Source organism: Rhodococcus sp. IEGM1428 (assembly GCF_050321865.1).
Taxonomy (GTDB): domain Bacteria; phylum Actinomycetota; class Actinomycetes; order Mycobacteriales; family Mycobacteriaceae; genus Rhodococcoides.
This window is the reverse complement of record NZ_JBNQFW010000002.1, coordinates 1,049,042-1,074,514: the sequence shown is the minus strand read 5'-3', so window position 1 is coordinate 1,074,514 and position 25,473 is coordinate 1,049,042. Positions and strand designations below refer to the sequence as shown.

Below are 25,473 nucleotides of genomic sequence, written 5' to 3'. Positions count from 1 at the left end.
GGCAGGGTATACCTGGGTATACCCTCCGAAATACTCCTGCAGGCGGACGATTCTCCAGGCCGAATGCGGAACAGTCGGGGTATGGACATCGTCAGAACTCACAGCCTCGGCAAGCGCTACGACACGCATACCGTCGTCGACGACGTGAACCTTCGCATTCCTGAGGGCTGCGTCTACGGCTTTCTCGGTCCGAACGGATCGGGCAAATCGACGACCATGAAAATGCTGCTGTCCCTGATTCGACCGACCTCGGGTGAGGTGGAGATCCTGGGTAGGCCGATGAATCACGGCACCCGCCGCGAATTGCTCTCACACATCGGATCACTCATCGAATCTCCACCGGGATACGGACATCTCACGGGTGCGGAGAACCTTCGTATCGTGCAGCGCTCTCTCGGGCTGCACGCCGAACAGATCGAGCGGGCAGTAGCCACCGTCCGTCTGCAGGAACACCTCGACAAGAAGGTCAAGAACTACTCGCTGGGAATGAAACAGCGCCTCGGCATTGCGATGGCACTCGCGCGCGAACCACAACTTCTGATCCTGGACGAGCCCACCAACGGCTTGGACCCGGCCGGAATCGAAGAGATCCGCGGCTTGCTCCGTCATCTCGCCGAACACGGTGTGACAGTGATGGTCTCGAGCCATTTGCTCGGCGAGATCGACAAGACGGCGAACATGCTCGGAATCCTGAGCCAGGGCCGCCTGATTTTCCAAGGCACCCGCGACGAGCTGTTCGCCGCCTCCACTCCGGACGTGCTCATCGACGCGATCGATCCCAGCCGCGCGAGTTCGGTTCTGCAACAGAAGATCCCGGTGCAGGTCGACGACCACACGTTGAGGCTGTCCGGCATCGACGATCGAGGTACCGCACACGTGGTGGCGGAACTCGTCGGCGCAAACGCAGGCGTCTACGGCGTTCGGCGCGACGATCAGTCGCTCGAAGACGTATTCATGAATCTGACGAAGGGTGGCCGATTGTGACGACCGTACGCAACGAATTCGCCAAACTAAGGCACCTGCACATCGGCGCGATCGCCGCATTGTTGGTCGCCGCGATCGTAGGGTTGACCTTCGTCGGCGCTCTCACTGCGGCGACGTCGAACGATTCGACCGCGGTCTCCTGGGCACTGCCACTGGCCGGTCTGTCTCTTGCCGTCCCCATCGCGTCGCCACTGCTGATCGCAGTGATGGCAAGCCGCACAGTGGAAGTCGAGCACCAGTCCAACGGCTGGTTACTGAACCAGACCAATGGAGCCGACCGCGGAGCCCTCGTGCGGGCGAAGCTCGTCTCCACGGGCCTCGTCGTCGGTGGCGCGACGGTGGCGGCCAGCGCTGCAGGTGTATTTCTGGGGACCGCCATCGGGGTGACCCAACCGTTGCCTGCCGGCCTGTGGTTGGGCTACACGGCGGCGGCGGTGACGGCCAACCTGGTGATACTCGGTCTGCACCTGCTGATCTCAGCGCGAGTGGACAACCAACTGGTCGCGCTGGGAATCGGCATCGTGGGTACCGTCATCGCGATCTGCGCTTCCGGATTCCCTTCCTGGGCAGCACACCTGACGCCGTGGGGGTACTACTCCTTGGCGTCCGCCGCCGACTACCGAGGCGAGCAGGTGGTGACACTGAACCCGTCGTACGCCAGCATCGTCGCTCTCGGAGTTGTCGGGGCAGTGTTGTTCTGGCTCATGACCGTTCGACTCGATCGACAGGAGGTACGAGCATGAATGCGTTTTCAGCAGAAATGATCAAGCTCAGGCGCTCGCAGGCATGGGCGGTCGTCGTTCTCCTCCCTCTGATCATCGCGGGGGTCGGAACGTTCAACACGATCGCGTCGGGCGCAGAGTTGGCAGGGGGATGGCGCACATTGTGGTTGCGCACAGTCGTGTTCTACGGCCTGTTCCCACTCGCACTCGGCGTTGCCGTACTGGCCTCGCTGGCGTGGAAATCCGAACACCGAGGAGGGAACTGGAATGCCCTGATGAGTGGGCCGGTTCCGTCGACGCGCATCGTGATCGCCAAGACGGCTGTGGTGGCAACGCTGACCGCGGTCATGAACATCGTCATGCTGGCAGCGGTCGTCGTTCTCGGCAAGGTGGTCTTCTCACTCGACGGCATGCTTCCTTCCGAGCTCTTCGCGACCAGTGCACTCGTCGTGGTGGGGTCGCTACCGGTGGCGGCTCTGCAATCCGGTCTGTCGATGGCGATCAGGTCGTTTGCGGTGCCGATTGCCCTCGCTCTCGTCGGGGCCGGTATATCGGTGTTCCTCCTCACCGCCGAGGTGACCGAGGCAATCTTCGTCTTGCCCTATGCCCTGGCAACTCGCGCAACCCAACTGGCCTCCGGCACTTTCGGTGACTCGGGTTCGCTGACCACCGGAGCCGCATTGTCGGTCCTGACGGCCACGGCACTGCTCACTGTCGTAGTCGTCGCACTGACCGGCAGGGCACTCGACCGCAAGGACATTCACGTTCAGTGATATCGCAGAGAAAGGAGAATCGACCATGACCGACAATCGAACTATCACTCGCACGGAGTACACCGAACCGGGGCGCACGCATCAGCGCCCCGACGGGCGCGGTGCCGCTTCGCTCACCGCAGCACTGCTCGCGTTCCTTCTCACACCCGTGCTGGTGATCTTTCCGTTCGCCGGCTTCGTCCCGGTCGCGCTCGCCGCAACCGGAGTCGTTCTGGGGTGGCGGGCGACGCGACGCACTGCAACCGGGGTGGCGCGCACGGGATTCGTCCTGTCGATGATCGTGCTGTGCGTATCTGTGGCGGCGGCCGCCCTGTGGATCTTTTTCGTGGTGAATCCGTCGATCGCTCAGTACGGTGAGCTGCACGACGCAGTGAGCAACATCTTCTCCAGTTGATCCGACAACGTCTCGGCGATCGATCCGTGGGGCCTGCTCGAAACACTACGGACCACCTGGTCCCGTTATCATCGCCGCATGATGCTCACCACTGGATCCGAGCAACACCGCGTCCGAGCCATCGGACGCGGTGTTCTCTGCTTCGGCATCCTCTCCTATACGGGAGCCGTCTCGATAGGCGGGTACTGGCGCGGTACGACGACAGTTCTCTTGATGGCCATTGCACTGGGCCTGTGTCTGCCATGGTTGTTCGCGCATCGCTATCCGCTCCGGTCCTTCGCCGTGATGTCGGCTGCCGGCACCGTCCAGTTGATCGAAGGTTTCGGCCCGATCCCGGCGAATCTCATGTTGCTGGCCGGGGTGTACGCGGTGGCAGCACACGCCCCACGCCGTGCGGCACTGCTGTGTGCGACAGCCGTCGTAGCGGGCGCGGTAATTGCCGCGATCCGGTGGGGTGAGACGTTCGCAGCATCTGCAGTGCCGCTTTCGGCCATAGGGACGACGACCGTCGCGGTGTGTCTGTGGGGCACCCATACCGCCTTACGTCGTGTGCACGACGAAACTCTGCGTACCCGTGCCGACCAACTCGAACGCGAGCAGGACCATTTGGCGCAGATAGCCGCAGCAGAAGAACGTGCCCGCATCGCGCGCGACCTTCATGACGTGATCTCACACAGTCTGGCCGGCATCCTCACCATGTCCGAGGGAACGTTGCGGTCATCCCCCGAACTGGCGGAAGAACACAAGAATTCGCTCCGCATGATCAACACCCATTGTCGTGATTCGCTTTCCGAGTTCCGAAAGTTGCTCAAGCTGCTCCGAGACGAACCAGCGGACATGACGCGCACCTCGCCCCTCGTGTCGAATCTCGAGTTCCTGGTCGAATCGGCCGCGTCCGATACCGTCGCCACGGATTTGACTGTGCAGGGCCGTCATTGCGAGCTGCCGCCAACGGTGCAGGAAACCGTCTACAGAATCGTGCAGGAGTCGTTGACCAACGTTCGCAAACATGCCGGTACCTCGGTGACCAAGGTGACTGCATCGGTCGACGTCACCGCGGAGAACGTAAAAGTCGAAGTCAGTGACGACGGTGACGGGTCGGCTGCCGAAGTGGGTGCCGCAGTGTGCACTACGGACGGCTTCGGGCTACTCGGTATGCGCGAGCGCGTCGATTCCCTGCGCGGAACACTGTTCGCCGGGTCGCCGCCCGACGGCGGATTCGTCGTTCGGGCCACGATTCCTCTCAGCTCCGACGATCGCAGCTCGAACAACCGGTATGTTCGCACCAGAAACAACTGATCGCCATCAGCTGACTCGATCTTTCGGGGGGACAATGATTCGCACTGTCATCGTCGACGACAGTGAACTGTTCCGAGCTGGGCTGCGAATGATCGTCGAGTCCGGCAGCGGAACCACCGTCGTCGGCGAAGCAACGAACGGGATCGACGCAGTTTCCCTGGTCGAGAGCTTGCCGGGTGAAATCGACGTGGTCTTGATGGACATCGACATGCCCGGACTGAACGGAGTGGACGCCACTGCGCGGATCCTCGAACTCGACGCGCCTCCCAAGATCCTCATCGTCACGACATACGCGGTGGACAACCTGGCGTACAGCGCCATCATGGCGGGGGCGAGCGGATTCTTGCTCAAGGACACTCCGCCCGATGCGCTTCTGTCTGCCATCGAGGCCACTCACCGGGGCACTGCGGTCGTCTCGCCGCAAATGACTCGGCAACTGCTGTGCTCGGTATCCCCGCAACGCGCCGGTAGTCCCGCCGACGATTCCGTTCGGCGTCGCTGGGAGTCGCTGACGGACCGCGAACGTGACGTACTCGAGGCAATTGCACAGGGACTGAACAATTCGGAAATCGCGGACAAGCTGTTCATCGCGGAGGTTACCGTCAAGACACACGTGGGGCGGGTACTGCGCAAACTCGATGTTCGCGACCGAATTCAATGCGTGGTGTTCGCCCACACTGCGGGTTTGGTCTCGGACTGACGGAGTGTGATCACTCGGCACGCGAGGAGACGGCTCCGGATATCTTGGCACCCGCATCGCGCCGTGCCGCGCGCCGGAGCACGAACACCGCCGCGATGCATCCGACGACGCTCCAAGCACCGAGAACCAATGCGGTCTCGGCCAGGTGCCACCGCCCACCGATCTCCGAGGCGGCTGCGGCATCACCGAGGAGAGCAGCGCGCAGGGCCTGGCCCAGCCAGTAGAGCGGAGTCGCCTGTCCGATCGCCTGCATCCAGGACGCCTGGTTCGCCAGCGGGTACAACACACCGGACACGCTCACCAGAGCCATCAGCAGAAGCGATACGAAACTCAGGTTCCGCGGGTTCTTGACGAGCGAACCCAGGATCGCTCCGAACGGCAGAGTAGCCATCATGCCGAGGGGCAGAATCCACACGAGGTGGGCGAGTTCGATCGGATCGGCCGAGACGAACTGCCCGAACAGCACACTCGCTCCGATCAATACGACGCAGAAGGTGATGAACGTCAGGGCCACCTGGCTGCTGATCTTGCCGACGAGATAGGTGTGAATACCGTAGGGCAAAGATTTCACGCGCAGCAGACTTCCGTCCTCCCGCTCGGCGATGAGGTTGGTGGCCAACCCCATCAGTCCGCTGAACAGCACGTTGATCGCGAGCACTCCGGGGATGGCGAAACTACCGAGCGAGGTTCCGGAGCCCGACACCTCCACTCCTCGAAGAAAATACATCACGATCAGAGCGATGCACGGAAAGAAGATGTAGTTGAGGACGAGGGTAAGGCTCTGTCTGAATTCGATCAGCCCGCGGCCGAGACCGAGACGAACGGTATCAATGAGCATGGAAGAGCACCTTTCCTTCATCTGGACTCGGATCGAGCTCCGCGGCAACGGGATCGGCACTTCGAATCATGTGCAGGTAGGCGTCCTGCAAATTCAGTGGCCGGACGACAAGATCGGTCACGTCGGAGCCCCCCGAGGCCAACAGTTCACGGACGAACTCGGTGGCGTTGTCGACCGTCGCCATCTGCGAACGCCCACGGAGCCGGTACGACACCGCGGTACCCCAGGCGTACCGGCGGGCGAGCTGCTCGGTGGTTCCACGCGCGACGACACGTCCATCTACCAGAATCGCCACCGAATCTGCGAGAAGCTCGGCCTCGACCAGATCGTGGGTGGTCAGTACGACGGCCGTTCGCCGCGTGCGGGTGATGGACCCGATGAGTTCGTGAAAGTCCTGGCGCGCTTCGGGATCGAACCCGACTGTCGGTTCGTCCAAGAACAACAGTTCGGGATTTCCGACGAGTCCGATCGCGACGTCGAGACGACGCCGTTGGCCTCCGGAGAGTCGACCGACCTTGGTCTGTGCTCGGTCGGTCAGACCGACAGCATCCAGTAACTCGTCCGTATCGTATGGCAGTCGGCCACCCGACGGCCCGAGTACCCGATAATGCTGTGCGAAGTGCAGCAACAACTCTCGAACTTTCCACCGACGATGATCACGCCATGACTGCAACACGACACCGATGCGCGACTGCCATTCTTCGTCGCCGTGGGCGGGATCGACTCCCAACACACGCACGTACCCACTCGACCGGCGGCGAATTCCCTCGAGAATCTCGATGGTGGTCGTCTTACCCGCGCCGTTCGGCCCGAGCAATGCAACCACTTCGCCCGCCTCGACACGCAGATCGACCCCGGTCAACACATCGATCGACCCGTAGCGCATCCGAACGTCCCTGGCCTCGAGAGCCGGTACGTCGGATCGGTTCGGGTAGACGGATGTGCCAACGGAGTCGCTCGACTGCCCGTGCAGTGCCATCGTCATCGACGCTCCTTCTACGTTGTTGCCACAACAGTTCGGTACGACTCGGAATCGGATCCCGGACCGGCGACCCGGCACATGATCGTGCCGGGTCGCCGTACCGGGTGCGGTGTCACTCCTTGGAGTGATCCTCGAACGGCAGAATCGCCTCGGTGTGCGGACCGATGAACTCTCCGGTCTCGTCCTGGAAACGGCCCAGATCCGCAACGGCAGGTGTTTCGTATGCCTTGTTCACGATGGAACTCCTCGCTGAATTGTAGAGATGTCTCGAATAGCCTTATGCAACTGACGAATTCACTCCTTGGAGTGATCCTCGAACGGCAGGATTGCCTCGGTGTGCGGACCGATGAACTCTCCGGTCTCGTCCTGGAAGCGGCCCAGATCTGCAACAGCAGGTGTTTCGTATGCCTTCGACATGTGCGTTACACCTCCTTTCCGTGGGTGATCAGGCGGCGATGTTCGCGGCGTCGACAATCAGTTCTTGCGATCCGCGATCGGGTTCCAGCCCTCGGCCTGGCCACCGATACCGAAACCGGTCTCGTCCTGGAAGCTACCCAGGTCGACGACAGCGGGAGATTCGTAATCCTTGATCATGGCGGTATTTCCTTTCGATTCTGTCCGGTCGAGCTTCTGTGATCCGGTGTCAGTTCTTGCGATCGGCGATCGGGTTCCAGCCCTCGGCCTGGCCACCGATGCCGAAACCTGTCTCGTCCTGGAAGCTACCCAGGTCGACGATGGTCGGGGCTTGGTAATCCTCGGTCATGTGTCACACCTCCTTTCGCATACTCAGGGGATCGGTCGATTCACTCCGGGGCCCGTATCGAGTCCTCCGGTACGGGATCGACGGCGGTCGACGTCGCGGTCGACGTCCGGCGTCCCGAGTTCATGGGGCGCAGCCTGGAGCTCCAGCTCACACAGACTGCTGCAGTGCAGATTTCGAGGAGACGGAGAAGAAGGTCGAGAAGTCGGACTTGGCCATCGGCTCATCGACGATCATTCCGTCGACCTCGATCCATGCATGGGCAGTGAACGGCGGCGACGAGAGCACGCCCACGCACCATTGCGGCCACGTGCCTCGTGCACGGCACACCAACACTGTCGCGAGGGAGCGAGGCAGACAAGCCGATCCACCTCTGCTGTAGGGGCTGGCGGTCAGGACTGAATCGCGAGCCAGACGAGCCTCCTCGTACGTCGCCGGCCGAGCGCCGGTTGCGATCCGTTCGAGGAACGAACGCAGGACATTCGGAGGCAATCGACTCAGGCCCTTGGCGATTCCGACGCTCGCCTTGATGCCGAGAGTGGGGAGCGGACCGAGGGTCGAAGGAATGTGGGGCAGGACGTCACTCACAGCAGACCGACCCCTTCGAGTTGACGGTAGGCAGCGTCGACGTCGCGTCTCGCCAGTGCCGGGTCGATGGCGAACGTGTCGACCAACGCCGCGGCCGCGTCCTCGCGACTGCCACCCTCACGCAGGCAACGTGACACGATCAGCGCACTGTCGTTGAGGTGCCAGTACCGGCCGGCTGCACCGTCGAGAACGACGTGACCGTACTCGGTTGCCACCGTGTCGAGGTGCCTCGTCCTGCTGGATCGACCCGAGTTTCGCTGCGCAGCAGTGTCCTTGGTCCTCCAGAACATAGGTTTCTCCTTTGTCGATAGAGCCGGGATGGATCGATCACACAGTTACGTCGGTCCGATTTCGCTGAGCCGCAAGGAATACCGAGGCATTGATAGCCTGGTGAACATGTCCGACCGGTACCTCACGAGCTCGAGGCGACGTCGATGCAACAAATTCTGTTCGGTCGACCAGCCCGGTATCGAACAGTCGTGCGTCGTCCATCAGCTCCAGCAGTCGTCCGTAGTGGCGGGCGTACCCGCGTACGGACTGCGGTCCGCCGCCGATCTTGTTCGTTCGCATCAGATAGTCGTTCGGTAGCAATCCGCGCATCGCGTCCTTCATCAGGGGCTTCCATTCGAGTGGGGTATCGCGTTCGTCGCGTCGAACTGCAAGGGCAGCTTCCACCACTCGATCGTCGAGCAGAGGCGAGTCGTAGGACACTCCGAACGGCTGTCCCAGTTGTGCTGTGCCGCGGATCAGTCGGGCAGCATCGCGAGCGAAATACAGATCGATGTGCCCGGCAACGGTTCGGTCCAGTGGCTCTGCTGCCTCGAGCACGGAATCGACCTTGCTCCGAAGCAATTCGCGAGCATGCGGCGTAAGCCAGGGCGGCACAGCGGGAGGACTGGACCAATCGTTCATCCGCGGTATCTCGGGGTGGGGAGCTCCGGCCAGTGCTGCACGCATCGTGTCGGCGAACCATTGTCGGTACGTGCGCCGATCGGCCAACTCTCGCAAGGTCGTCAGCACTCCGATTCCCGCTGGAATGTGCTGCGCCCTGGCTCTGTTCCACCCGACCCACGGACGTGCCCGTACGATCGTGTGCTCCCACGCATTGACGCCGCGCAAAATGTGGTCCCCTCCGAGACCGGTGATATGCGTCCGGATTCCCTTGCGGCGATCGTCGGCCAACATTCGTACGATCCGCGGCCCGGCGGTCGCGGCCTGCGTCGGCTCGTCGAGTCGAACATCCAGGCTGTCGACACCCTCGTAGAAATCCTGCATGTCGTCCGTGGAGGTGACCTCGTGGGTATGCACTCCGGGCATGCTCTTGATCGCCCGGCGAGCCCAGTGGAGATCCTCGCGTCCACCCGGGTCGTCGTTGAAGAGAGTGCGAGCGAGCACACCCTGCTGCGCTTGTGCTGCGAAATAGCACAGCGGAGTGGAATCCAGCCCCCCGGACAGGTCGCAGGCCACCGGATCTCCGGGCGCGGTGCGAGCTCGAACCGAACCCTCCACCGCCGATCTGAACAGCACGGCACCATCGGACCTCGAGGTGTCGGCCTGCGGCGCGTACCACCACGTTCCGGTCCGGCTTCGCTCGCCGTTTCTGTCGACGGTGATGTATCGGTCTCCGGCAAGTGGTTCGACCTCCGTCCACAACGGGACACGATCGAGTGGGTGCGGCATGGTGCCGAGTAGTCGTATGGTGACGGCCGCTGGGTCGACGTCGAACTCGCCCAGATCGGCCAGAATATCGGCGCGGTCGCTCAGTACCAGCACACCGTCGATGCGCGCAGACCAGATTCTGCGGGTCTCCATTGCCGCGGCGCTGGCGTAGATCTGTCCATCGACCGACACGATCGTCGTGTAACTCCCGTGAAAGTTCGACGCTGCCGTTGCCGCCTGTGCCGGTACCGAAATGTCCTCGGCAAGTCTCCGCAGCCGGGACTCCGTCGCATCGGACCTGCCGACGATTGCGACCGTCGTACGTCCAACCTGTGCGGTGACGAGTCGGTCGGTCGTGAGATGCCCGAGAAGCCATGGACGCCCCGAGTCGTGAGTGATCCGAGTGGTCGACACCTGCGCCAACCGGGCCGCCAACGCGCTTGCGCGGGGCGTATCGGGTAGCGCCACGAAAAAAGAGCGGCCACCCGCCTCGACAGCATCTCGCGTGTTCATCGTCCGCCTCCCTGCGGTGAGTGTTCGGCTCGTTCGATGTGAACCACTCTGCCGCGTGGGAACTCTCGTGGCGTCCTGCTTGCCGACGATTTCAGTCCTGCGACGGACGGACGCGGAGTCATACCGTGGGAGGACCGCCCGACGCGAACAACCCCGGCCGAAGGAATCGGTCGGGGTTGTTCAGCTACCGGAGCAGCTCAGCTGGACGCAGCGCGCAGTTTCTCCAACAACGGGCCTGCGGCCTCGGCGAGGAAGCGCTCCTGGGTCTCGTCGCCCACCTGCACGAGGGCGATGTCGGTGTAACCGGCCTCCCAGTACGGCTTCACAGCCTCGACGATGGCATCCAGGTCCGGTCCACACGGAATCGTGTCGGCCACATCTTCTTTCCGCACGAACTTGGTGGCTCCGGCGAATCCCGCCGTCGTCGGCAGATCGGCGTTGACGGCCCAGCCACCGGCGAACCAGCGGAATCGATCGTGTGCGCGATCGATGGCAGCGCCCTTGTCCGGATCCCAGGAGATGGGGATCTGTCCGATGGAGCGCGCCGGACCTTCGTGGTTGTCCGACCACGCCTTGACGAGGTCGGCATCCGGCTCGGTGGCGATGAGGTGATCGCCGTACTCGGCGAACCGCGCCACCGCCTTCTCACCGCCGGCGGCGATACCGATCGGCACGCCACCCTCGGGCAGATCCCAGATCCGCGCGGAGTCGACGCGAAAGTGCTTGCCCTCGTAGGTGACCAAGCCACCGGCGTGCAGTGCCCTGATGATCTCGAGTGCCTCGACGAACATGTCCTGACGCTTGTCGATGGACGGCCATCCCTCACCCACGACGTGCTCGTTGAGGTTCTCCCCGCTGCCGAGGCCGAGGGTGAAGCGTCCGTCGGCCAGGATCTGCAGCGTGGCTGCCTTCTGTGCGACGACGGCCGGGTGGTACCTGATGATCGGGCACGTCACGTACGTCATCAGCTCGACGCGCTCGGTGGCCTGAGCCACCGCGCCCAGCGTCGTCCACGCGTAGGGCGAGTGACCCATGGATGAGAGCCACGGTGAGTAGTGGTCGCTGCTGACCTCGAAGTCGAAGCCGACCTTCTCGGCTCCGACGGCGTACTTCACCAGCTCCTTCGGGCCGCTCTGCTCGGTCATCAACGTGTATCCGAAATTGGTCATGATGTTCTCCTAAATTGTTGCGACGGAACCGGCGTCGACTCGGTAGTTCGATCCGTTGACGAAGGACGCGCGATCCGAACACAGGAACGTGATCACCGCGGCGACTTCCTCGGGCTCACCTCGACGTCCCAGCTCCATGTACGGACGCTCCTCGTCGAGGAAGCTCTCGATGGCACCGTCGCGGTCGGTGCCCTTCTCCTCGGCGCGCTTGTCCATCATCGCGTCGGTCATCGGGGTGTGGATGAACGCGGGAGAGACGGCATTGACCAGCAATCCCTCCGACGCATAGCTGCGCGAGAGTCCCTTGGCGAGGGCCAACACGCCGGCTTTGGCTGCGCAGTAGGGCAATTCGTCGTCGTACGGCTGCACGGCGTCCTCGGAGGTCAGCAACACGACGCGTCCCCAACCACCACGTCGTAGCGCCGGCAGAAATGCCCGCAGTAGCCGGACGGGACCCATCAGGTCGATGTCGAGGGTGGACCGCCACCCCTCCTCGTCGATCTCGTGAAACAGCCCTTGCGCGCCCGTCACTCCCGAAGACTGGACGAGGATGTCGATGTCGCCCACGGCCCGCTGTGTCTGCGCCGCCAAATTTTCGACGGCCTGAGTGTCGGTCACGTCCGCAGCGAATGCGAACAACTGCCCATCGGGCGCTTCGAGCTGCGCTGCTGCGTCGTCGAGCGAGGTCTGATCCTTGTCGCTGATCACAACCCGAACACCCTCGGCCAGCAGCATTTTCGCGGTGTGCCAGCCGATACCGGAGTCTGCTCCGGTCACCAGTGCTGTCTTACCGTCGATTCCCAAATCCATGAAATCCCACCTTGCGTTCGTGGTCGTTGTCAGGCTGTGGCGTCGTGCGAGCGCGCAATGGTCAGCGCCGCGTTCACCAGGGCCAGGTGGCTCAAGCCCTGCGGGAAGTTACCCAGAAACGACCCATCCGAAGCATCGATCATTTCGCTGTACAACCCGACGTCGTTGGACAGCTCCACCAGCTGGTCCATCAGAGCTGTGGCCTCGTCGTCTCGGCCGACGCACGACAATGCCGACACCCGCCAGAAGGCGCAGGCCACGAAGGTCGCTTCTTCCTGTGCGACTCCGCTGTAGCGATACATCAGCGGCCCGGCACCGAGCTCGTCGACGAGAGCATCGATGGTCGACGAGAGTCGTTCTCCACGATCGAAGTCCATCTCGGCGGCCAACAACACGGATGCGTCGAGTCCGTCGGCACCCGGGTACGCGAGATAGGCCTGCCGCTCGTCGGACCAGCATTCGGTTTCGATGTAACGCCGAATGCATTCTTTCTCGGCTTTCCATCGATCCGGTATGCCCGGGATCTCCCCGGCTTCCGCCAGGTGCACGGCGCAGTCCAGCGCCTGCCAGCAACCGAGCTTGGAGCTGGTGTAGTGCTGCTCGTCCTCGAGCTCCCAGATTCCGGCGTCCTTGCGCTGCCACGAATCGCATGCCTCGTCCGCGATGGTGGCCAGCAGGCGACCGGTCTGCGCGTCGAGAATGTTCCCCGCGTCCACGTACTGCCGGATGATCGAGAACAGATCCCCGAAGATCATCAACTGCAGTTGATCCGCCGCGGCGTTACCGTTCACCACCGGCCCGATGCCTCGCCAGCCGGGCACGTCGGGCTGCTCGGTCCCGCCGGGCAATTCGCCGCCGAGGGTGTAGAAGACGTTGACCAAGGGATCGTTGGATCGGATGACTTTCAGCAGCCACGCCACCGCAGCATGGATCTCCTCACGAAGACCGAACCGCTGCAGGGCGCGAATCGTGTACGCGGCATCGCGAACCCACGCGTAGCGGTAGTCCCAGTTCTTGCCACCGGTGCGGTTCTCGGGCAGTGATGTTGTCGCGGCGGCAGCAATGGCACCGGACGGGCTGTGCAGCAACAACTTCAGTGCCAGCGCACTGCGAGCGACGTGCTCCGACCACGGGCCCTGGTACGAGAACTCGTCCGACCACACACGCCAATTGGCGATGGTCCGGTCGATTCCCTCGTCGAGGTGCTGCGGATCCGGCAGCGGCAGCGGTTCGTTCTCGGTTCCCACCACACCGAGTACGTGCCGAGAGCCCGGGTGAGTGGTGAAGACACCGCTGATGTCGCGGTCCGCGAGCTGCACGTCCTCTATGCCCAATGTCCTTACCGCCAAAGTCAATCCGTCGACGCGCAGGACGGTGCCGTGTTCGGTGTCGTACGCCCACGGCGAGGCGATCCCGAGCATGGTCCCCGGCGCGACCGCCCACGTCAGCTCGACGCTGCCGTCGAGACCCTCGACGCGACGTGCCAACTCCACCCAGGGCAACCGACCGGCCACGCCGGTGTTGAGCGAGTCGGTTATGCGTACGGTGCCGGCGTCGGTACGAAACGTGGAACTGAGAACGTTGGTGCCGGGAACGAATTCACGCTCGACGGTGAATTCGTCCCGCGGCGCGAGTTTGATGTAGCCGCCGTGTGGCGCGTCCAGCAGCGCCGCGAACGGAGGGGGTGAATCGAGATTCGGAACCGGAAACCAATCGATGCGGCCGTCGTCGGCGATCATCGCCACGGTCCGGCCGTCGCCGATCGCACCGTAGCTCTCGATGGGGACGTAGCCGTCGACCCTGGGGTGCGGCTTACGGAACTCGCTCAAGCACTTGCCTTTTCGTCGGAGTAGATGGGGCTGGTCTCGATGTTGGCCAGCAGATCGGCGGGGTCGTCGAACACAGCTACCGCTCCCGCGTCGAGCAATTCACTGCGCGAGATGCCACCGCTCAGCACACCGATGGCGCGTACTCCCGCACGTCCGGCCGCTTCGATGTCCCACACACTGTCGCCGACCATCACCGCACGCTCCGCCTGAACACCGGCACGCCCCAGCGCAACCGCGACGATGTCGGGTTCAGGCTTGGCCACCTCGGCGTCCTCACCGGACGTCACAACGGCAACCGAGTCCTCGACGTCGAGCAGATCACGCAGAGTCGAGAGCTCGCTCTCGGGGGCGGATGTGGCCAGCACGACGGTGAGTCCACGGGTATTCAAGTCCGCCAACAGTTCACGGGCGTCCGGGAGCACTTCGAGATCGGACGAGGCGTCGGCGTAGTACTCGCCGTGCAGCTTCTTCGCCTCCTGCGCCACCGCACTGTCGGACGAGCCGACAAGGGCCTCCAACAACTTCGACCCGTCCATCCCGATGCTGCGATGAATACGCCACGACGGCACTTCGTGCCCGGCTTCACGAAACGCGCGCGACCAAGCGTCGACGTGCACGTAATTGGAATCGACGAGAGTTCCGTCGATGTCGAACAGAACAGCCCCGACGGTGGGGTTCGAAACACGCATGGTTCTCGGATACCCGGGGGTGGTGCACGCAAACAACAGGCCCCCCGCTGTGTGCGAGGGGCCTGTCGGGTGGAAAGAAACGTCAGCTGGCCTGCGCCTGCCACATCCAGTGCAACTGCTCGAGTCGCGCGGTGATGCCGATGAGCAGGTCCTGCGTCACCGGATCGGCTTCGCCGGTATCGGCGATGCGTCCGCGAAGGCGCTCGACCACAGCAGCGATGTTGTCGACAACGGCCGGTACGACCTCACTGTCCTGAGTCCACCCTGCACCGAAGCCCTTGGTGCCTGCGGTCGAAGACACGGTCGCTGCACGGCCGTCGGGGCTGACGCCGATAGCAGTGGCACGCTCGGCCGCCTGATCGGTGAACTCACGTGCAGCAGTGACCAATTCGTCGAGCTCGAGGTGAACGGAGCGGAAGTTCTTGCCGATCACGTTCCAGTGCGCCTGCTTCGCGATGAGCGAGAGGTCGATGAGATCGACCACGGTTCCCTGAAGCGCGTCGCCCGCGATCTTCTGCTGGCCTGCGTCGAGGGTGCTGGTGATGGGGTTCGTCATGATGTGGCCTCCCTGCCGTTGGACGACGGTATGCATCGCACACCATTATTGTTCTTTCGTCTGTACTACACAACGGCACGTGGACTCACGTTGTTCCGGATCGACGCCATCATCGCTGTGACGCCGATCCCAGGATCGGCCGGATCAGACCTTCGCGGCCTCGTCGGACGGATCGTCGATTGCGCCGGCACCGGTGGTCGGTGCGGTCTCGTTCTGCTGCGACCGAACACCTTCCTCGACCTTCTTGCCGAGCTCGGGGTCGACGTCGGTCCAGTACTCGAACACCCGGCTCAGGACGGGCTCGCTGACGCCGTTGAGGACGTGTCCGACGATGTTCCCGACGAGACGCTCACGCTGCGCGTCGTCCATGACCTCACGGACCAAGGCTCCCGCTTGCACGAAGTCGCCGTCCTCGGGGTGCTCGATGTACCCGGTGCGCACAAAACGAGGCTCGAAATCCCACGCTCCGTCGTCGCCGTACTTGTTCGAGTCGGCCGATGGGCCGCCGAACGAGTTCGGGGCGTAGACGGGCGTCTCCGGGGAGTTGAACGAGTACCGCATGTTGCCGTCCTTGGAGTACGAGTTGACCTCGGACTTCGGGGCGTTGACCGGCAGCTGCGCGTAGTTCGCTCCGATGCGGTAGCGGTGCGCGTCGGCGTAGGAGAAGACACGGCCGAGGAGCATCTTGTCGGGGCTGAAGCCGATGCCGGGCACGGTGTTGGACGGCTCGAACGAGCTCTGCTCGATCTGAGCGAAGAAGTTCTCCGGGTTGCGGTTCAAGGTCATCTTGCCGACCTCGATCAGCGGGTAATCCTTCTGCGACCAGACCTTGGTGAGGTCGAACGGGTTGTACTTGTAGTTCTCGGCATCGTCGTACGGCATGAGCTGCACCTTGAGGGTCCAGCTGGGAAAGTCGCCGTTCTTGATGGATCCGAAGAGGTCCTGACGGTGGTGGTCGGGTGACGTACCCGCGACCTCGTCCGCCTTGTCCTGCGTCAGGAAATCGATACCCTGATCGGTCTTGAAGTGGAACTTCACCCAGGTCTTCGTGCCGTCCTCGGCGATCAGCTGGTAGGTGTGCGAACCGAATCCGTCCATGTGGCGGAACGACTTCGGAATGCCGCGGTCACCCATGAGCCAGGTCACCTGGTGTGCCGACTCGGGCGAGAGGGTCCAGAAGTCCCACTGCATGTTGTTGTCGCGGAGGCCGGAATCGGGCATGCGCTTCTGGCTGCGGATGAAGTCCTGGAACTTGATCGGGTCCTTGACGAAGAAGATCGGGGTGTTGTTGCCGACCAGGTCCCAGTTGCCTTCTTCGGTGTAGAACTTCAGCGAGAAACCACGCGGGTCGCGCCAGGTGTCGGGGCTGCCCTGCTCGCCCGCGACCGTGGAAAAGCGTGCCAGCATCTCGGTCTTGGCACCGGGCTGCAGAGCCTTCGCCTTGGTGTATTTGCTGATGTCTCCGGTGATCTCGAGTTCACCGAACGCGCCTGCGCCCTTGGCGTGCACGACGCGCTCCGGGACCCGCTCACGGTTGAACTGGGCCATCTTCTCGATCAGGTAGTGATCGTGCAGGAGGATCGGACCCTGCGTTCCGGCGGTGAGCGACTGATCGTCGCTGGGTACGGGGATACCCGAGTTGCTGGTGGTGGGCTTATTGATCGGCTTGGTCATACGAAGCCTCCTGATGGCTGGAGTAAAACCGGGAGGGCTGTCCCGGGGACGCACTGAACGGCCGGACGCTGGACCGCTTCGTTGGGGAGAATGCCTCGCGGGGCTGCGACATAAACCCCTGACGCGGCGACGCCTCCGGCTTTCAGCATGCCATCAATCTGGACTAAGTCAAGAAAAGAGCGGCTTTCAGGGCACCAACAGCGCTTCACCGGTTCGCATCGACCCCGACACGATCTGCAGGCCGAAATAGGTGCCCGACGGCATCCAGCGGCTCAACGTCGGTCCCGTCGCTTCCACCCGGACCCGGGCCAACCTGGCCTTACCCTTCAGACGAGCGATACCGACGGCCGAGCCGCCGTCGACCGGTTGCGCGAATCCGATGGACCCGAGCATCGGAAACTGCGGTCCGTAGCCGCGAGAATCGGTGTGCACCGACCACTCGCCGCTGGTCACCCCGGCCTTTCCCAAGACTTCGCCGTCGAACTCGGCCAGCACCTTGGGCAGGTGCCAGTTGGTCCTACCGCCGTGTACGGACGTGGCGGAATCGACGGCGATGAACGGAACCGCCATCCGAGGAGTGCGACCGACGTCTCGGCGCAGAACTGGGCTCGCCAGAATCTCGCGGTACGGGCCGACGGGTGACGTCACGTAATCGACCACCATGGCCATCGTGATCGGCAGGGTTGCGGCTCCGGACGGACCGAACTCCGACGACCGTGCTCGATGCCACCAGATCGTGGCCCGGACATTCGCCGGCCACGGTGCTGCAGGGCTGACCGGCCAGTCGGTGCGCTCGGTCTCGGACTCGGGCACGCTCCACATCAGGAGTCCCTCCCCACCACGGTCAACGGAAGCCGCAGCGCACCCGGCGCGGACACCGGTACCACCGGGCGGACCGGCTGTGTGGGTGTAACTTCCTGGTACTCGCTACCCGCCGCGGGGCGCTTGTCGGGCTCACCCTTGTTGGGCCACAACGCCATTGCACGCTCGGCCTGCGCGGTGATGGTCAGCGACGGATTGACCCCGAGGTTGGCGCTGACGGCCGAGCCGTCGAGCACATGCAATCCGTCGTAGCCGTACACACGCTGATAGCCGTCGATCACACCGGTCTTCGGCGAGTCACCGATGGCGCAGCCACCGAGGAAGTGTGCGGTCATCGGTATGTTGACGATCTCGGCGATCGACCCGCCCGGGTCGCCGCCGATCTTGTCGGCGAGCAACCTGATCGCCTTGTGCCCCTGCGGAATCCACTGCGGCGGTGGATCGCCCGCACCGGGCCTGCTGGTGAGCCGGCGGCCGAACGGGCCCTTCTTCGATCCGAGTTCGAGTGAGTTGTCGTCGGTCTGCATCACCAACGCGATGACGGTTCGCTCCGACCACCGGTGCACCGACAGGCTCCGCACCGCAGCGCCGGGATGGCGGAGAGCGACTCCGAGGGTCTTGAGCACTCGGGGCATTTTGCCGCCGCCGTCGCTCAGCACCGTCTGCAGCAGTCCGATCGCGTTGCTGCCCTTGCCGTATCGCACCGGCTCGATGTGAGTGTGGTCGTCGGGATGGAACGACGACGTGATCGCCACACCCTCGTGGTAGTCGACCTCACGGCCGCGCGCAGTTGCGGCGAGCACCGCCTCGGAGTTGGTACGCACCAACGAGCCGATCCTGTCCGACAATCGCGGCAGCGAACCCTTCTCCTTGGCTGCGAGCATCAGCTTCTGCGTGCCGTAGGTGCCGGCCGAGAAAATGACCTGATCGGCGGTGATGGTCTTCTCCTTGCGGCGCAGCTTCCCGCCGGTCCGACGCGTCACCACGTCGTAGCCTGCGCCGTTCGGCCGCACGTCGACAACCGTGGTCAACGGAAGAACATGCGCGCCTGCATGTTCGGCCAGATAGAGGTAGTTCTTGACGAGTGTGTTCTTCGCGCCGACGCGGCAACCCGTCATGCACGATCCACATTCGGTGCAGCCGGTCCGCTCGGGCCCGGCACCACCGAAGAACGGGTCGGGTGCCGTCTTGCCGCGGTCCCCGAAGTACACGCCCACCGGCGTCGAGGTGAACGTGTCCCCCACTCCCATGTCCTCGGCCACTTCCTTCATCACCTTGTCCGAGGCGGTGATGGTGGGATTGGTCTCGACGCCGAGCATCCGACGCGCCTGGTCGTAGTACGGATTCAGCTCGCGCTGCCAGTCGGTGATCGAACCCCACTGCGGGTCCTCGAAGAACTTCGCCGGCGGCTGGTACAGCGTGTTCGCATAGTTCAGCGAGCCACCGCCCACGCCGGCTCCTGCCATCACCAGCACATCGGGCAGCAGGTGGATACGTTGCACGCCGTAGCAACCCAACGCCGGAGCCCACAGGTACTTACGTAGCCGCCAGCTGGTCTTGGGCAGTTCGTCGTCCTCGAATCGGCGACCGGATTCGAGAACTGCCACCCGGTAGCCCTTCTCGACGGCCCGCAGCGCGGCAACGCTGCCGCCGAAACCGGAGCCGATGATCAGTACGTCGTAGTCGCTCATGCGGAAACCGCCTTCTTGTCTGATTCACGAGTGTCGGAGACGAGTCGATAGTTCGAGGTGTCGAACGATCGGGTCTTGTTGCGGAACCGGAATGTGTAGGTCGGCCACATCGTGGAGTTGCGACCGTTGGCGTCGAGGTACCAACTCGAGCAGCCGCCGGCGTTCCACACGGTGCCGTCGAGCGCGGAGTCGACCCACGTATTGTGCTGCCGCTGAGCCGATTCGTTGACCTCGACGGCCGCAATCCTGCGATCCTTCATTTCGTTCAGCGCGGAGACCACGTAGTTGGCCTGCGACTCGAGCATGTACACGATGGAGCTGTGCCCGAGGTTGGTGTTGGGGCCGTACATCAGGAACAGGTTCGGGAACCCGGCGACGGTGGTACCGAGGTGCGCCTGCGGGCTACCGCCCCAACGTTCTGCGAGGGTGCGACCGTCGTTGCCGCGCAACAGATGCGACACCGGCGGCTCGGTGGGAGTGAACCCCGTCGCGAAGATGATCGTATCCACCTCGTGAGTGCGACCCGAGGCGTCGACCACGCCGTTCTCGGTCACCGACGTCAGGCCAGACGTCACGAGATCGACGTCGGGACGGTCGAGCGTCCGGAGCCAATCATTGGACAGCAGAAGCCTTTTGCAGCCGGGTGCGTAGTCGGGGGTCAGAGCGGCCCGCGTCGCGGGGTTCTTGACCTGCCGCTTCAGGTTCGCCTTCGCGAAGACCTTCACCGCGGGCAGCATCCACGGATTGTCGGCCAGAACCGTCACGTAGGCCTCACGGTAGCCGTAGATGATGCCGCGTACTGCGCGATGGGCCGCAGGAATCTTCTCGTACATCGTTCTTTCGAGCCGGCCGATGGTGCGATCGAGTCGCGGGATGACCCAGGCTGGAGTGCGCTGGAAGACGGTGAGGCGCTGCGCGCGGTCGACGATCTCGGGGACGAACTGCACCGCAGACGCTCCGGTGCCGATGACGGCGACGCGCTCACCGGTGAGGTCGTGCTCGTGATTCCACGTGGCGGAATGGAATACGGTGCCGGAGAACGTGTCGATACCGGGCACGTCCGGAATCTTCGGGGTCGACAGCGCTCCGGTGGCTGCGACCAGCACCCGCGCGCTCGTTGCGCCCTTCGACGTCTGCACCGACCACCGCGAGGTGCTGGAATCCCACGTAGCGCTCTGTAATTCGCAGTCGGTAATGATCCTGCGCTGCAGTCCCAGCCGCTCCACCACAGATTTGAGGTAGGAGAACAGTTCCGGCTGGCGCGCAAAGGTATGACTCCACTCGGGGCTCGGCGCGAACGAGAACGAGTAGAGCGAGGTGGGCACATCGCAGGCGCACCCCGGGTAGGTGTTGTCTCGCCACGTGCCGCCCACATCGGATGCACGCTCGATGACGGTGACGTCGGCGGCCGGATCTGCGGCGAGGATCTTCGCCACCGCCGCCAGACCGGCGAACCCGGCTCCGACGACGAGGATGTCCACGCGCTGCTCGAGACTCATGACGTCATCACCTTTTCGGACCAGATCGGAAGGAGCCGTTCACGCAGTTGCGCGTCGGCCTCGGGAGTACGGAACAGCGCCGAGACGGCCAGGCCGCGGGCGAGTTCGACACTGAGCTCGATGGATTCGGGCGACATCTTGCTACCCATGACGATCTGGGCACCACCCTGAATGGCCTCGGCGACGCGTCGTTCGAGGGGGATCATCGCCTCGTGCAGCGCCGGATCGGTACGAGCCGCTACCCAGAGTTCGAGGGCGGCGTAGAACAGGGGCCCGGAGAACGCGTCGGCGAGAATCTCGGGTCCTCGCGCCGGATCGGGTTCGGCCTCGAGGATCTCCGAGAGCCTGCGGTCGACCAGGTGCTCGACGGCCGCGATCACCAACGACTCCTTGGACGGAAAGTGGTGCAGCTGAGCTCCCCGAGACACACCGGCGCGCCGCGCTATTTCCTGCGTGCTGGTCTTGGCGAAGCCCAGTTCGACGAGGCAGTCGATCGCGGCGTCGAGCAACTTCGCGCGGGTTCCCGCGGTGCGCTCGGCCTGCGTACGCCGCCCGGTCGGCTCGGCGTCGTTCAATCCTGTGTCGGTAGTCACACTTCGCACAGTAGCGCTAAAACAACAAACAGTCCAGCCTGACTTTAAGTTTCGGTTGGGCCGTCAGATGCAGGCCTGGGCCCCGTCCATCACACCGTGCCGGAACGCCTCGACGCGGAGGAACCCACTGCCCTGACGGGACTCGTCACCGTCACCGCGGAAGAGCAGCAGCGATGCGATCGCCTCGTCCAGGTCGCCGGGCGAGAGCGTGTATCCGCTGGTGGGACGGTTCTGCAGCAATACGCTGGCCGCCCAGCTCCCGGCGAAGCAATCGCCCTGCAAGGACGTGTCCTGAGTGTCGGCGTCGATCCCTGCGTGGGCCATCCCCGCCAACCCGTACTGCGTCGCGATGAGCGCCGCGACGGCGAAATCCCCACCCTGCTCGTAGAACCGCGGCATCGCATCGACGGCGTCGAACCCCACGTAGTCGTCGGGCACGCAGTAGAACAGCACGTAACCGGAGGCAGACTGGCCGCCGCACTCGGGAGCATCGGACGGGTCGAACGCAACGACCGGCTTCAGTGGCTCCCACGGCCGGCCCGTCAGCTCCGGAAAGAGCACGCTCCAGTAGTCCTCGAGATCTTTCGGAACACCGTCGATGATCTGCTCGAGCGGAGCGTCTCCGCCCCGATCGGCGTCGGACTGGCTGGTGAACGGCAGCTGCAGGACGGGAGGCGAGCCGTCGACGTACGGTTTGCAGTCCATCGGGCCGCCGTCGAACCCGGTCTGAAACGAACTGACGCGGTCGAAGCCGCTGCCGTGCGCGGAATCGCTCTCGGCCGAACTACCCGGCTCGTCACGTAGATACAGGAAACCGGCCAGAGCACTGTCGAGTTCGGCCTGCGACGGATCGAAGGCGGTGGCGTCGGACACCGCATGAGCCGCCCACGCTCCCGCGAAGCAGTCGGCCTGAATTTCACTGGTGACGGTCATGCCCTCGAAGTTGGCCCTGGCCTGGATCGCGTGGCCCCACTCGTGGGCCATCACGACGGGAATCACGAAGTCGCCGAACCGTTGCTGGAGATCGGGGAGCAAACCTTCGCTGTCCCACGCCACTACGTCGGCGCTGGGGCAGTAGAAGGCGTTGCCCGCGATATCGTCGGCCGACGACGCGCACGGCGGCACATCGCCGGAAGACGGGACGACGGCATAGAAGCCACCGCTGACGGGTGTGTAGTCGCTGCCGTACACAGCGGGGAATTGCTCGGCCCAATACGACTGCAGATCATCGATCGCGGCGGCGACGATCTCGTTCACCGGATCGGACGCATCGCCCACCATTCCGGCGGTTGCGGGCGCGTCGCCTGCCACCGCCTGGGGTGTCGATTCTGTTGTGCTGGAGCCGGATTGCGCCGAGTAACCGCACGCGGACAAGGCCAATGCCGCTACCCCGACCACCGCAAACGTCTTCACTACTGACCTCATGGCTGCAGACGCTAACCAGCGAGGATTGGAAATCGATTGGAAGCTGCACCCGATTTTCCAATCCATTTCCAATGTCACGGTTCTACGATCCGGTCGGTTCGATCCCTGCTGTAGCGACCTGAATGCTGTATCCGAACGAACGAAAGAGGACCGATGACACTCTCTACTATTGGCGTTCGTGGGGCCGCATGTGCTGCCGTGGTGATACTCGGGCTCACCGCCGCCGGATGCAGCAGTAGCTCCGACACTGCAACGGCCACGACCTCGGCAGCCGCAACCACGACGACGGAGGCAGCCGCGACCACGACGGTCAAGAAGCTGGCGCCCGCCACCACCACCGAAGCCCCCGCCGGCCCCAACCCCACCATCGCCGACTACATCGTAGAAGCGGGCCTGACCGAAATCCCAGTCACCCGTGACGATCCCACCGCGCCCACCATCAACCTGGCCATCCCGGAAGGCTGGGTGGACGCGGCCGAACAGACCCCCGAGTGGGCCTACGGTGCGATCATCTACCCGGAGGTCGCCGCCGACGAACGCACCCCGAGCATGATCGCGATCGTCTCCAAGCTCGAAGGCGACGTCGATCCCCAGGCCATCATCGACTATGCCCCAGGCGAATTGATGAACCTTCCCCAGTTCACTCCATCCGGGGAAGGTGCCGTGTCGACACTGTCGGGCTTCCCGGCGTACCAGATCGCCGGAACGTACGTCGACGAGACAGGGGCCGAGCTGGTGTCGGCGCAGAAGACCGCGATCATCACCGGGCAGGACGGCTACTACATCCTGCAGATCAACGTCGACGGCAGCGTCGATCAGTTCGACCTACTGGTCGACGCCACCACCCAGGTGGACGACCAGACCGTCATCACCCCGTAATTCGTTGCCGAGCACGGTGATCGGAGCTGGGATGCTCCGATCACCGTGAGACAGGTTTGCCAATGACTACAGCACCGCCGAGCACTGTCTCGCCACTGAGTATCGGACCCGACGAGCCGTATTCGGAGCCCAAACGCTTTCTCCGCAAGCTGAATCCACTGCGCTGGGTGGCGCTGGCGAACGGCACACCCGTGGTGCTGAAACAGATACTTCAACTGGGGCTGCTCATCGTGTGGCCGGTGTGGTTCGTGTGGGTGCTGATCCGCGCGGTCTGCTTCTTCGCCTTCTGGCTGCTGCTCTACCCCGTCCGAGCGAATCAGAAGAAGAACCACCCCGAGGACTACGCCCGAGCACAGGCGCGGCGACTGCCCTGACGCGATCAGCTACTGCCGAATATCATTGCTCAGTAACTTGTTTCATCGAATACCCGCGGCCGAGAGTACGGCCGCGAAGCCCTCTTGCAGATCCCTGACGAAGTAGGTGGGATCTTCCAGTGAAGGAAAGTGTCCCCCATTCTCGGGAGTCCTCCATCGGACGATCTGCCGAAATCGGTGCTGAGCCCACGGCCGAGGATTCTTCTCGATATCGCGCGGATACGTGGTGATCGCCGCGGGAACATCGACCCGCAGGTCCGGGTCGAGGGAGTTGTGGCTTTCGTAGTAGATCCGAGCCGACGACGCTCCGGAGCGCGTGAGCCAGTACAGGGTGACGTTGTCCAGCAGTCGGTCCCTCGAGATCACCTCGAACGGGCTGTCCTCGGTATCTGTCCACTCCGCGAATTTGTCGAGGATCCACGCGAGCAACCCGACCGGGGAGTCGACGAGTGAGTATCCGATCGTTTGCGGCCGGGTCGCCTGCTGCTTCGCGTACGCACAGTGGTGCCGCCGGAAATTTTCGGAGTCCTCGGTCCAACGGCGCTCGTCGGGAGTGAGCGCTTCTGTCGTCATCCCCGGTGGCGGTTGCGCGAGAGTTGTGTGGATTCCGATGACATGCTCCGGAAACCGGCCACCGAGGATCGTGGTGATCACGCCTCCCCAATCGCCACCGTGGGCCAGAAACCGGTCGTAACCCAGCCTGTGCATCAACTCGACCCACGCGGACGCGATCTTCTCGGTTCCCCATCCGGTGGCAGTCGGCTTGTCGCTGTAACCGAAGCCGGGCAGAGACGGGATCACCACGTGGAACGCCGGTGCCTTGGCATCTCGGGGATCTGCCAACTCGTTTACGATGTCGACGAATTCGACGCAACTGCCCGGCCAGCCATGGGTCATGATCAGCGGGGTGGCATCCGCGCGTGCCGATCGTCGGTGCAAGAAGTGAATGCCGACGCCGTCGATCGTCGTGCGCCACTGGCCGACTCGATCGAGTCGTTCCTCGAACGATCGCCAGTCGTAGTCGGTGTGCCAATAGTCGACGGTCTCGACGAGGTCGGCCAGAGGGACGCCTTGTTCCCATCGGCCCGAGCCGGACGACACCGTCTCCGCTTCCGGAAGGCGTGCAGCCTTCAATCGCGCACGTAGATCGTCGAGGTCCGCGTCGGACGCCCGGAACTCGAATGCGTGCACCTGCGTGGAGTTGAGTGTCGTCATGGGGTCTCCTCGATTGGAACCGGCTTAGCCAGTTCT

29 protein-coding genes are annotated in these 25,473 nt (G+C 63.6%); 8 read left to right on the top strand and 21 right to left on the bottom strand.

What is annotated here, in order from left to right:
* Nucleotides 1-81: 81 nt before the first annotated feature.
* From ACQR3T_RS13675 to ACQR3T_RS13650, 6 genes are all read left to right on the top strand, one after another.
* Nucleotides 82-984 carry an ABC transporter ATP-binding protein gene (locus ACQR3T_RS13675; RefSeq protein ID WP_428693768.1) on the top strand — a complete coding sequence of 301 codons (903 nt, stop codon included), beginning with the start codon at nt 82-84 and terminating at the stop codon, nt 982-984.
* Nucleotides 981-1,727, top strand: coding sequence for an ABC transporter permease (locus tag ACQR3T_RS13670; RefSeq protein ID WP_032380021.1), 747 nt, complete (start codon nt 981-983; stop codon nt 1,725-1,727). Before ACQR3T_RS13675 ends, ACQR3T_RS13670 begins: the two co-directional genes overlap by 4 nt.
* A complete protein-coding gene (locus ACQR3T_RS13665; RefSeq protein ID WP_032380020.1) occupies nt 1,724-2,479 on the top strand; it encodes an ABC transporter permease in 756 nt (251 codons plus the stop codon). The genes ACQR3T_RS13670 and ACQR3T_RS13665 overlap by 4 nt, the downstream gene beginning before the upstream one ends.
* 25 nt (nt 2,480-2,504) lie before the next feature.
* Nucleotides 2,505-2,873, top strand: a complete 369-nt coding sequence (locus ACQR3T_RS13660; protein WP_428693767.1) for a hypothetical protein — start codon at nt 2,505-2,507, stop codon at nt 2,871-2,873.
* 78 nt (nt 2,874-2,951) lie between these two features.
* Nucleotides 2,952-4,172, top strand: coding sequence for a sensor histidine kinase (locus ACQR3T_RS13655; protein WP_428693766.1), 1,221 nt, complete (start codon nt 2,952-2,954; stop codon nt 4,170-4,172).
* 34 nt (nt 4,173-4,206) lie between these two features.
* The gene (locus ACQR3T_RS13650; RefSeq protein ID WP_428693765.1) at nt 4,207-4,872 is read left to right on the top strand and encodes a response regulator; all 666 of its coding nucleotides are present in this window, start codon (nt 4,207-4,209) and stop codon (nt 4,870-4,872) included.
* A gap of 10 nt (nt 4,873-4,882) precedes the next feature.
* Here the strand turns inward: ACQR3T_RS13650 and ACQR3T_RS13645 are convergent, their stop codons facing one another.
* From ACQR3T_RS13645 to ACQR3T_RS13550, 20 genes are all read right to left on the bottom strand, one after another.
* Nucleotides 4,883-5,710 (bottom strand): ABC transporter permease, encoded by an 828-nt coding sequence (locus ACQR3T_RS13645; protein ID WP_428693764.1) that lies wholly within the window; start codon nt 5,708-5,710, stop codon nt 4,883-4,885.
* A complete protein-coding gene (locus tag ACQR3T_RS13640) occupies nt 5,700-6,695 on the bottom strand; it encodes an ABC transporter ATP-binding protein (protein ID WP_428693763.1) in 996 nt (331 codons plus the stop codon). The genes ACQR3T_RS13645 and ACQR3T_RS13640 overlap by 11 nt, the downstream gene beginning before the upstream one ends.
* 109 nt (nt 6,696-6,804) lie before the next feature.
* Nucleotides 6,805-6,927 (bottom strand): hypothetical protein, encoded by a 123-nt coding sequence (locus ACQR3T_RS13635; RefSeq protein WP_254925625.1) that lies wholly within the window; start codon nt 6,925-6,927, stop codon nt 6,805-6,807.
* Nucleotides 6,928-6,986: 59 nt separating this feature from the next.
* Nucleotides 6,987-7,109: a hypothetical protein gene (locus ACQR3T_RS13630; protein ID WP_256978825.1), complete on the bottom strand. Its 123-nt coding sequence runs from the start codon at nt 7,107-7,109 to the stop codon at nt 6,987-6,989.
* 57 nt (nt 7,110-7,166) lie between these two features.
* Nucleotides 7,167-7,286, bottom strand: coding sequence for a lasso RiPP family leader peptide-containing protein (locus tag ACQR3T_RS13625; protein WP_121872028.1), 120 nt, complete (start codon nt 7,284-7,286; stop codon nt 7,167-7,169).
* A 49-nt stretch (nt 7,287-7,335) separates the two neighbouring features.
* Nucleotides 7,336-7,455 (bottom strand): keywimysin-related RiPP, encoded by a 120-nt coding sequence (locus tag ACQR3T_RS13620; RefSeq protein ID WP_141216059.1) that lies wholly within the window; start codon nt 7,453-7,455, stop codon nt 7,336-7,338.
* Between the two features lie 147 nt (nt 7,456-7,602).
* A complete protein-coding gene (locus tag ACQR3T_RS13615) occupies nt 7,603-8,040 on the bottom strand; it encodes a lasso peptide biosynthesis B2 protein (RefSeq protein WP_428693762.1) in 438 nt (145 codons plus the stop codon).
* A complete protein-coding gene (locus tag ACQR3T_RS13610) occupies nt 8,037-8,330 on the bottom strand; it encodes a lasso peptide biosynthesis PqqD family chaperone (protein WP_080730710.1) in 294 nt (97 codons plus the stop codon). The genes ACQR3T_RS13615 and ACQR3T_RS13610 overlap by 4 nt, the downstream gene beginning before the upstream one ends.
* 37 nt (nt 8,331-8,367) lie before the next feature.
* A complete protein-coding gene (locus ACQR3T_RS13605) occupies nt 8,368-10,212 on the bottom strand; it encodes an asparagine synthase-related protein (RefSeq protein ID WP_428693761.1) in 1,845 nt (614 codons plus the stop codon).
* 197 nt (nt 10,213-10,409) lie between these two features.
* Nucleotides 10,410-11,381, bottom strand: a complete 972-nt coding sequence (locus ACQR3T_RS13600; protein ID WP_428693760.1) for an LLM class F420-dependent oxidoreductase — start codon at nt 11,379-11,381, stop codon at nt 10,410-10,412.
* A 9-nt stretch (nt 11,382-11,390) separates the two neighbouring features.
* A complete protein-coding gene (locus ACQR3T_RS13595) occupies nt 11,391-12,191 on the bottom strand; it encodes an SDR family NAD(P)-dependent oxidoreductase (RefSeq protein ID WP_428693759.1) in 801 nt (266 codons plus the stop codon).
* Between the two features lie 29 nt (nt 12,192-12,220).
* A complete protein-coding gene (locus ACQR3T_RS13590) occupies nt 12,221-14,020 on the bottom strand; it encodes a glycoside hydrolase family 15 protein (protein WP_428693758.1) in 1,800 nt (599 codons plus the stop codon).
* Nucleotides 14,017-14,709 carry an HAD family hydrolase gene (locus ACQR3T_RS13585; protein ID WP_428693757.1) on the bottom strand — a complete coding sequence of 231 codons (693 nt, stop codon included), beginning with the start codon at nt 14,707-14,709 and terminating at the stop codon, nt 14,017-14,019. Before ACQR3T_RS13585 ends, ACQR3T_RS13590 begins: the two co-directional genes overlap by 4 nt.
* An 82-nt stretch (nt 14,710-14,791) precedes the next feature.
* Entirely contained in the window at nt 14,792-15,265 is a 474-nt protein-coding gene (locus ACQR3T_RS13580) for a Dps family protein (protein WP_032380678.1), read from the bottom strand.
* A gap of 144 nt (nt 15,266-15,409) precedes the next feature.
* The gene (locus ACQR3T_RS13575; protein WP_428693756.1) at nt 15,410-16,939 is read right to left on the bottom strand and encodes a catalase; all 1,530 of its coding nucleotides are present in this window, start codon (nt 16,937-16,939) and stop codon (nt 15,410-15,412) included.
* A 186-nt stretch (nt 16,940-17,125) separates the two neighbouring features.
* On the bottom strand, nt 17,126-17,761 hold the full coding sequence (locus ACQR3T_RS13570) for a hypothetical protein (RefSeq protein WP_428693755.1): 636 nt from the start codon (nt 17,759-17,761) through the stop codon (nt 17,126-17,128).
* A complete protein-coding gene (locus ACQR3T_RS13565) occupies nt 17,761-19,452 on the bottom strand; it encodes a GMC oxidoreductase (RefSeq protein WP_428693754.1) in 1,692 nt (563 codons plus the stop codon). The genes ACQR3T_RS13570 and ACQR3T_RS13565 overlap by 1 nt, the downstream gene beginning before the upstream one ends.
* The gene (locus tag ACQR3T_RS13560; protein WP_428693753.1) at nt 19,449-20,951 is read right to left on the bottom strand and encodes a flavin-containing monooxygenase; all 1,503 of its coding nucleotides are present in this window, start codon (nt 20,949-20,951) and stop codon (nt 19,449-19,451) included. Before ACQR3T_RS13560 ends, ACQR3T_RS13565 begins: the two co-directional genes overlap by 4 nt.
* Entirely contained in the window at nt 20,948-21,553 is a 606-nt protein-coding gene (locus tag ACQR3T_RS13555) for a TetR/AcrR family transcriptional regulator (RefSeq protein WP_094703791.1), read from the bottom strand. Before ACQR3T_RS13555 ends, ACQR3T_RS13560 begins: the two co-directional genes overlap by 4 nt.
* Nucleotides 21,554-21,607: 54 nt before the next feature.
* On the bottom strand, nt 21,608-22,969 hold the full coding sequence (locus ACQR3T_RS13550) for a neutral zinc metallopeptidase (protein WP_428693752.1): 1,362 nt from the start codon (nt 22,967-22,969) through the stop codon (nt 21,608-21,610).
* 153 nt (nt 22,970-23,122) lie between these two features.
* Here ACQR3T_RS13550 and ACQR3T_RS13545 point away from each other — a divergent pair, with 153 nt between their 5' ends.
* Both ACQR3T_RS13545 and ACQR3T_RS13540 read left to right on the top strand, forming a co-directional pair.
* The gene (locus ACQR3T_RS13545) at nt 23,123-23,848 is read left to right on the top strand and encodes an LpqN/LpqT family lipoprotein (protein WP_428693751.1); all 726 of its coding nucleotides are present in this window, start codon (nt 23,123-23,125) and stop codon (nt 23,846-23,848) included.
* Nucleotides 23,849-23,910: 62 nt separating this feature from the next.
* The gene (locus ACQR3T_RS13540) at nt 23,911-24,222 is read left to right on the top strand and encodes a hypothetical protein (RefSeq protein WP_052070901.1); all 312 of its coding nucleotides are present in this window, start codon (nt 23,911-23,913) and stop codon (nt 24,220-24,222) included.
* Between the two features lie 42 nt (nt 24,223-24,264).
* On the opposite strand, the gene ACQR3T_RS13535 is transcribed toward ACQR3T_RS13540, so the two are convergent.
* Entirely contained in the window at nt 24,265-25,437 is a 1,173-nt protein-coding gene (locus tag ACQR3T_RS13535) for an epoxide hydrolase family protein (protein WP_428693750.1), read from the bottom strand.
* Between the last annotated feature and the right edge of the window lie 36 nt (nt 25,438-25,473).

Excerpts from the sequence above, each read along its gene's own strand:
- ACQR3T_RS13640 (WP_428693763.1), bottom strand. The coding sequence starts at position 6,695 with ATGACGATGGCACTGCACGGGCAGTCGAGCGACTCCGTTGGCACATCC.
- ACQR3T_RS13605 (WP_428693761.1), bottom strand. The coding sequence starts at position 10,212 with ATGAACACGCGAGATGCTGTCGAGGCGGGTGGCCGCTCTTTTTTCGTG.
- ACQR3T_RS13570 (WP_428693755.1), bottom strand. The coding sequence starts at position 17,761 with ATGTGGAGCGTGCCCGAGTCCGAGACCGAGCGCACCGACTGGCCGGTC.
- ACQR3T_RS13575 (WP_428693756.1), bottom strand. The coding sequence starts at position 16,939 with ATGACCAAGCCGATCAATAAGCCCACCACCAGCAACTCGGGTATCCCC.
- ACQR3T_RS13650 (WP_428693765.1), top strand. The coding sequence starts at position 4,207 with ATGATTCGCACTGTCATCGTCGACGACAGTGAACTGTTCCGAGCTGGG.
- ACQR3T_RS13585 (WP_428693757.1), bottom strand. The coding sequence starts at position 14,709 with ATGCGTGTTTCGAACCCCACCGTCGGGGCTGTTCTGTTCGACATCGAC.
- ACQR3T_RS13580 (WP_032380678.1), bottom strand. The coding sequence starts at position 15,265 with ATGACGAACCCCATCACCAGCACCCTCGACGCAGGCCAGCAGAAGATC.
- ACQR3T_RS13550 (WP_428693752.1), bottom strand. The coding sequence starts at position 22,969 with ATGAGGTCAGTAGTGAAGACGTTTGCGGTGGTCGGGGTAGCGGCATTG.
- ACQR3T_RS13620 (WP_141216059.1), bottom strand. The coding sequence starts at position 7,455 with ATGACCGAGGATTACCAAGCCCCGACCATCGTCGACCTGGGTAGCTTC.
- ACQR3T_RS13600 (WP_428693760.1), bottom strand. The coding sequence starts at position 11,381 with ATGACCAATTTCGGATACACGTTGATGACCGAGCAGAGCGGCCCGAAG.
- ACQR3T_RS13645 (WP_428693764.1), bottom strand. The coding sequence starts at position 5,710 with ATGCTCATTGATACCGTTCGTCTCGGTCTCGGCCGCGGGCTGATCGAA.
- ACQR3T_RS13540 (WP_052070901.1), top strand. The coding sequence starts at position 23,911 with ATGACTACAGCACCGCCGAGCACTGTCTCGCCACTGAGTATCGGACCC.
- ACQR3T_RS13675 (WP_428693768.1), top strand. The coding sequence starts at position 82 with ATGGACATCGTCAGAACTCACAGCCTCGGCAAGCGCTACGACACGCAT.
- ACQR3T_RS13660 (WP_428693767.1), top strand. The coding sequence starts at position 2,505 with ATGACCGACAATCGAACTATCACTCGCACGGAGTACACCGAACCGGGG.
- ACQR3T_RS13665 (WP_032380020.1), top strand. The coding sequence starts at position 1,724 with ATGAATGCGTTTTCAGCAGAAATGATCAAGCTCAGGCGCTCGCAGGCA.
- ACQR3T_RS13595 (WP_428693759.1), bottom strand. The coding sequence starts at position 12,191 with ATGGATTTGGGAATCGACGGTAAGACAGCACTGGTGACCGGAGCAGAC.
- ACQR3T_RS13565 (WP_428693754.1), bottom strand. The coding sequence starts at position 19,452 with ATGAGCGACTACGACGTACTGATCATCGGCTCCGGTTTCGGCGGCAGC.
- ACQR3T_RS13535 (WP_428693750.1), bottom strand. The coding sequence starts at position 25,437 with ATGACGACACTCAACTCCACGCAGGTGCACGCATTCGAGTTCCGGGCG.
- ACQR3T_RS13655 (WP_428693766.1), top strand. The coding sequence starts at position 2,952 with ATGATGCTCACCACTGGATCCGAGCAACACCGCGTCCGAGCCATCGGA.
- ACQR3T_RS13630 (WP_256978825.1), bottom strand. The coding sequence starts at position 7,109 with ATGTCGAAGGCATACGAAACACCTGCTGTTGCAGATCTGGGCCGCTTC.
- ACQR3T_RS13625 (WP_121872028.1), bottom strand. The coding sequence starts at position 7,286 with ATGATCAAGGATTACGAATCTCCCGCTGTCGTCGACCTGGGTAGCTTC.
- ACQR3T_RS13545 (WP_428693751.1), top strand. The coding sequence starts at position 23,123 with ATGACACTCTCTACTATTGGCGTTCGTGGGGCCGCATGTGCTGCCGTG.
- ACQR3T_RS13610 (WP_080730710.1), bottom strand. The coding sequence starts at position 8,330 with ATGTTCTGGAGGACCAAGGACACTGCTGCGCAGCGAAACTCGGGTCGA.
- ACQR3T_RS13560 (WP_428693753.1), bottom strand. The coding sequence starts at position 20,951 with ATGAGTCTCGAGCAGCGCGTGGACATCCTCGTCGTCGGAGCCGGGTTC.